At 67.1% G+C, this 4,129-nt stretch carries 4 protein-coding genes; 2 read left to right on the forward strand and 2 right to left on the reverse strand.

Annotation, left to right across the window (positions count from 1 at the left end):
• A partial coding sequence (locus WAN71_RS13470) for a citrate synthase 2 (RefSeq protein WP_422225810.1) occupies positions 1 to 856 on the forward strand: 856 nt, incomplete at its 5' end.
• Positions 857 to 962: 106 nt separating this feature from the next.
• A complete protein-coding gene (locus tag WAN71_RS13475) occupies positions 963 to 1,418 on the forward strand; it encodes a VOC family protein (protein WP_422225811.1) in 456 nt (151 codons plus the stop codon).
• A 45-nt stretch (positions 1,419 to 1,463) separates the two neighbouring features.
• Here the strand turns inward: WAN71_RS13475 and WAN71_RS13480 are convergent, their stop codons facing one another.
• Both WAN71_RS13480 and WAN71_RS13485 read right to left on the reverse strand, forming a co-directional pair.
• Positions 1,464 to 3,167, reverse strand: coding sequence for an FAD-dependent oxidoreductase (locus WAN71_RS13480; RefSeq protein ID WP_422225812.1), 1,704 nt, complete (start codon positions 3,165 to 3,167; stop codon positions 1,464 to 1,466).
• A gap of 13 nt (positions 3,168 to 3,180) precedes the next feature.
• A partial coding sequence (locus WAN71_RS13485) for an AurF N-oxygenase family protein (RefSeq protein ID WP_422225813.1) occupies positions 3,181 to 4,129 on the reverse strand: 949 nt, incomplete at its 5' end.

The raw sequence follows: 4,129 nt of genomic DNA on the forward strand, positions 1-4,129 counted from the left end.
GGCCATGCTCGCCCCGGCCTACGGGATGCGCCAGCTGCTGGACATCTCCGACGAGGAGGCCCGCGACGACCTGGCCCGCGCCTCGGTGATGGCGCTGTCGTTCGTGGCGCAGTCGGCGCGCGGGATCGGCAAGCCACCGGTACCCCAGCGGGAGGTCGACAAGGCGCGATCGATCCCCGAGCGGTTCCTGATCCGCTGGCGCGGCGAGGCCAACCCCAAGCACGTCGAGGCGATCGACGCGTATTGGAACTCGGCCGCCGAGCACGGGATGAACGCCTCGACGTTCACCGCGCGGGTGATCGCGTCGACCGGTGCCGACGTCGCGGCAGCGCTGTCGGGTGCGATCGGGGCGATGAGCGGCCCGCTGCACGGCGGGGCACCGGCACGGGTGTTGCCGATGCTAGAGGAGGTCGAGCGCACCGGTGACGCGCGCGGACTGGTCAAGGGGATTCTGGACCGCCACGAGAAGCTGATGGGCTTCGGGCACCGCGTCTACCGTGCGGAAGACCCGCGCGCCCGAGTGTTGCGGGCCACCGCCAAGCAGCTGGGCGCACCGCGCTACGAAGTCGCGGCGGCGGTCGAGCAGGCAGCGCTCTCCGAGCTGCGGGAGCGGCGCCCGGACCGGGCGATCGAGACCAACGTCGAGTTCTGGGCCGCGGTGATCCTGGACTTCGCCGGGGTGCCGCCGCACATGATGCCGGCGATGTTCACCTGCGGTCGGACCGCCGGTTGGTGCGCGCACATCCTTGAACAGAAGAGACTTGGCAAGCTGGTTCGCCCGTCGGCCATCTACGTCGGCCCGGACCCGCGCAGCCCGGAATCCGTCGAAGGCTGGGACGACATTCCCAAGGCCTGACGCCAAGACGGCGTCGGTGTCGGTGGCCGGTGATGAGATTGCATCGCGGGCCCGGTCATACCTATAAGCCCCACCGGGCCACGTACCGACACCAAGGAGGCCAAGCATGGCAATCACCGTCCAACCCGCACTGTCCCCGCACCTCGTCGTCGACAACGCCGCCGCGGCGATCGACTTCTACGTCAAGGCGTTTGACGCCGAGGAGCTCGGGCGAGTGCCCGGTCCCGACGGCAAGCTGATCCACGCAGCACTGCGCATCAACGGCTTCACCGTGCTGCTCAACGATGACTTTCCGGAGATGTCCGGCGGAAAGTCGACGACCCCGACGTCGCTGGGCGGAACTCCGGTCACCATCCATCTGACGGTCGCCGACGTCGATGCCAAGTTCCAGCGGGCGCTCGACGCCGGGGCCACTGTGGTCGCCCCGCTCGAGGACCAGTTCTGGGGCGACCGCTACGGCATCGTCGCTGATCCGTTCGGCCACCACTGGTCGCTGGGTCAGCCGGTACGCGAGGTCAGCATGGACGAGATTGCGGCTGCTATCGGCCAGTCGCCGGGCTAGGCCGGGGACGATGCAGTGGGGGCACCCCCAGCCGCGCAGTCCGGCCTAGGCCAAGTCAGTCAATTGGCGCAGCCGGTCGGCCACCCGCCGCCGTAGCGGCGGGGCCGGCGCGGCGGCGGCGACCGCCAGCATGTCGTCGATCGAGGTGAACTTGTTGCGCGGCCGATCGCTGAGGTTGCCTCGGGACACTTCCGCTGCATCGATGGCCTGCCAGCCGGCGGCGTCAACCACAGCGGGCTGCCGCGTCCGGACCAGGGTGTCCAATGCCGACGGCTTGCCGATCGGATCGCTCAACAGGCCAGCATTGAAATCGTCGACCAGCCGCTGCACGGTTTGCAATGCGCACGACTTGTTGGTGCCGATGAATCCCGTCGGGCCGCGCTTGATCCAGCCCGCCACGTATGCGCCATGCACCGGTTGACCCGAGTCGGGGTCCATCACCCGGCCACCGTTGTTCGGCACGACTCCGGCGATGTCGTCGAAGGGTAAGTCGCGAATAGCCTTGCCTTGGTAGCCGATCGAGGTCAACACCAGACCTGCCTCGATGTGACACACCTCGTCGGTGCCGGTGACGCAGAACTCCATACCGTTGGCCCGCTGCTCGCCCAGCACGCGCTTGGGCGTCAGTCGGTAGGCCAGCCGGATCCGCGGGCGTAGCGGCGGGTCGGACCCGTCGCCGAGCTTGCTCAGGATCTCCAGCTTCTGCTTCGTCACGGCGTCTGAGACGCCTGCAAGGTCGCGCAGCACCAGCTCGTGGTCGGCGGCGGCGAGCACAACGTCCGCCGCGGTCGTCAGCCCGATCAGCTCGGGCAGCGTGAACGCCGAGTGCGCGGGTCCGCGCCGGGCGGCGATCACCACCTCCTGCACCCGTGAGGCGCGCAGCGCCTGCAGTGCGTGGTCGGAGATGTCGGTCCGAGCCAGCTCGTCGGGGTCGGCGGTGAGCACGCGGGCGACATCGAGAGCGACGTTGCCGTTGCCGACCACGATGACCCGCTCGTGGCTGAGATCGACTGGCAGCTCGGTGAAATCGGGATGACCGTTGATCCAGGCCACCAGCCCGGTGGCGGTGCCGGTACCCGGCATGCCCATGCCGTCGATGTCCAGTCTGCGGTCATTGGACGCGCCGACGGCGTAGAGGACCGCGTGGTGGTGCGCCAGCAGGTCGTCGTGGCTCAGGTGCTTGCCAACCTCGACGTTGAGGAAGAACCGGAATTCGCGGCGACGAGCGATCCGGTCGAAGAGCGCTGTGACCCGTTTGGTGGTCTGGTGGTCCGGTGCCACCCCGGCGCGAACCAGCCCGTACGGGGTGGGCAGCTTCTCGAAGACGTTGACCCGCACGCCGTGTTGGGTAAGCAGTTCGTCGGCGGCATACATCGCGGCCGGCCCGGATCCCACGATCGCTACGGTCAGCGGGCCCCGATGGTGCCCTCGCACCTGTGGTGCGGGAATCACCGGCGCCAGCTTGGATGTCGGCGGCAGTTTCTGGTCGGCCGGACGTCCTGGGTAATACGACGCGTTGAGCGGGATAAACAGCTGCTGCTCGGGGGTCAGCTGGCTAGCGGGTGCGATGGCGCCCACCGGACAGGCACTCACGCAGGCTCCGCAGTCCACACAGGCCACCGGATCGATGTAGAGCATCTCGGCGGTAGCGAAGCCCGGCTCGTCCGGAGACGGGTGAATGCAGTTCACCGGGCAGGCGTAAACGCAGGACCCGTCGCTACAGCACGACTGGGTAATAACGTGCGGCATAAAAGCGGGTTTCCTAGGCGGCCGGTGCGACGGCTAGGTGCTGGCGCTGCGGTTCGCTGCGGTAACGCGACGGCTCGCCGTTGATCTTGCAGATCCGCCATATCAGCTTGGCCAGCGGGTTCATCAAACCGGTGTCGTGGCAAAGCATCCGGACGTCGCCGAACATGTCACGCAGCATTTGCCGCGACTCCGGCGAACGGAAGAAGATCTCTTTGCGGACCTGACGCGGGATGTCGAATTCTTTCCAGAACGCCTTCGGCGGCACCACGATCGCCGAGCACAGGATTCGCATCGTCACCGGCACATACAGCGAAAGCAAGAACCGCTTGCGGCGCGGCAGCTCCGGCACGCGCTTGCGCAGGTACTCGTGCGCGAACGAGATGTGGCGGGCTTCCTCGGCCACGTGGATGGCCATCACCCGCTCCATGATCGGGTGCAGCTCCTTGCCCTCGCGCAGCACGTTCTTCTGGGTGTGGTCGATGGGCTCTTCGCCGGCCAGGATGCCGAACCAGAACGGGATCGGCAGCGGCCCGGCCACCAGCGGAATGAACGGTTGAATCCATTTCAGCATGCGCGGCATGCCGGGCACGTCGGCGCCGATGTGGTTCACCATCTCCTGGAACATCATGGTGTGGTTGCACTCTTCGACCGCTTCGTGCAGGCAGTACCGGTACTCCGGTGACCCGTTGGGCACCCAGAACGCGTACTCCATCAGGCCGCGGATCAGGATGGACTCAAAGTGTAGACCGGTCTTGGCGACGTTCGCCTGACGCCACATGCCGATTTCGATCTGGCGTTTTTCGGACTGCGCCTGGTACCAGGAGTGCCGGCCCAGCGGGTCGGTCACCGGCAATTTCCAGCGCGGGTCATTGTCGATGACCGCGAACTCGGGGGATTTCCAGTCGATGTCGGTGTAGGGGTTGAAATTACGCCGCACCGACCCCTCGGACAGTGTGGTGAGC

The sequence above is a fragment of the Mycobacterium sp. genome (genome assembly GCF_049280035.1).
Taxonomy (GTDB): Bacteria; Actinomycetota; Actinomycetes; order Mycobacteriales; family Mycobacteriaceae; genus Mycobacterium.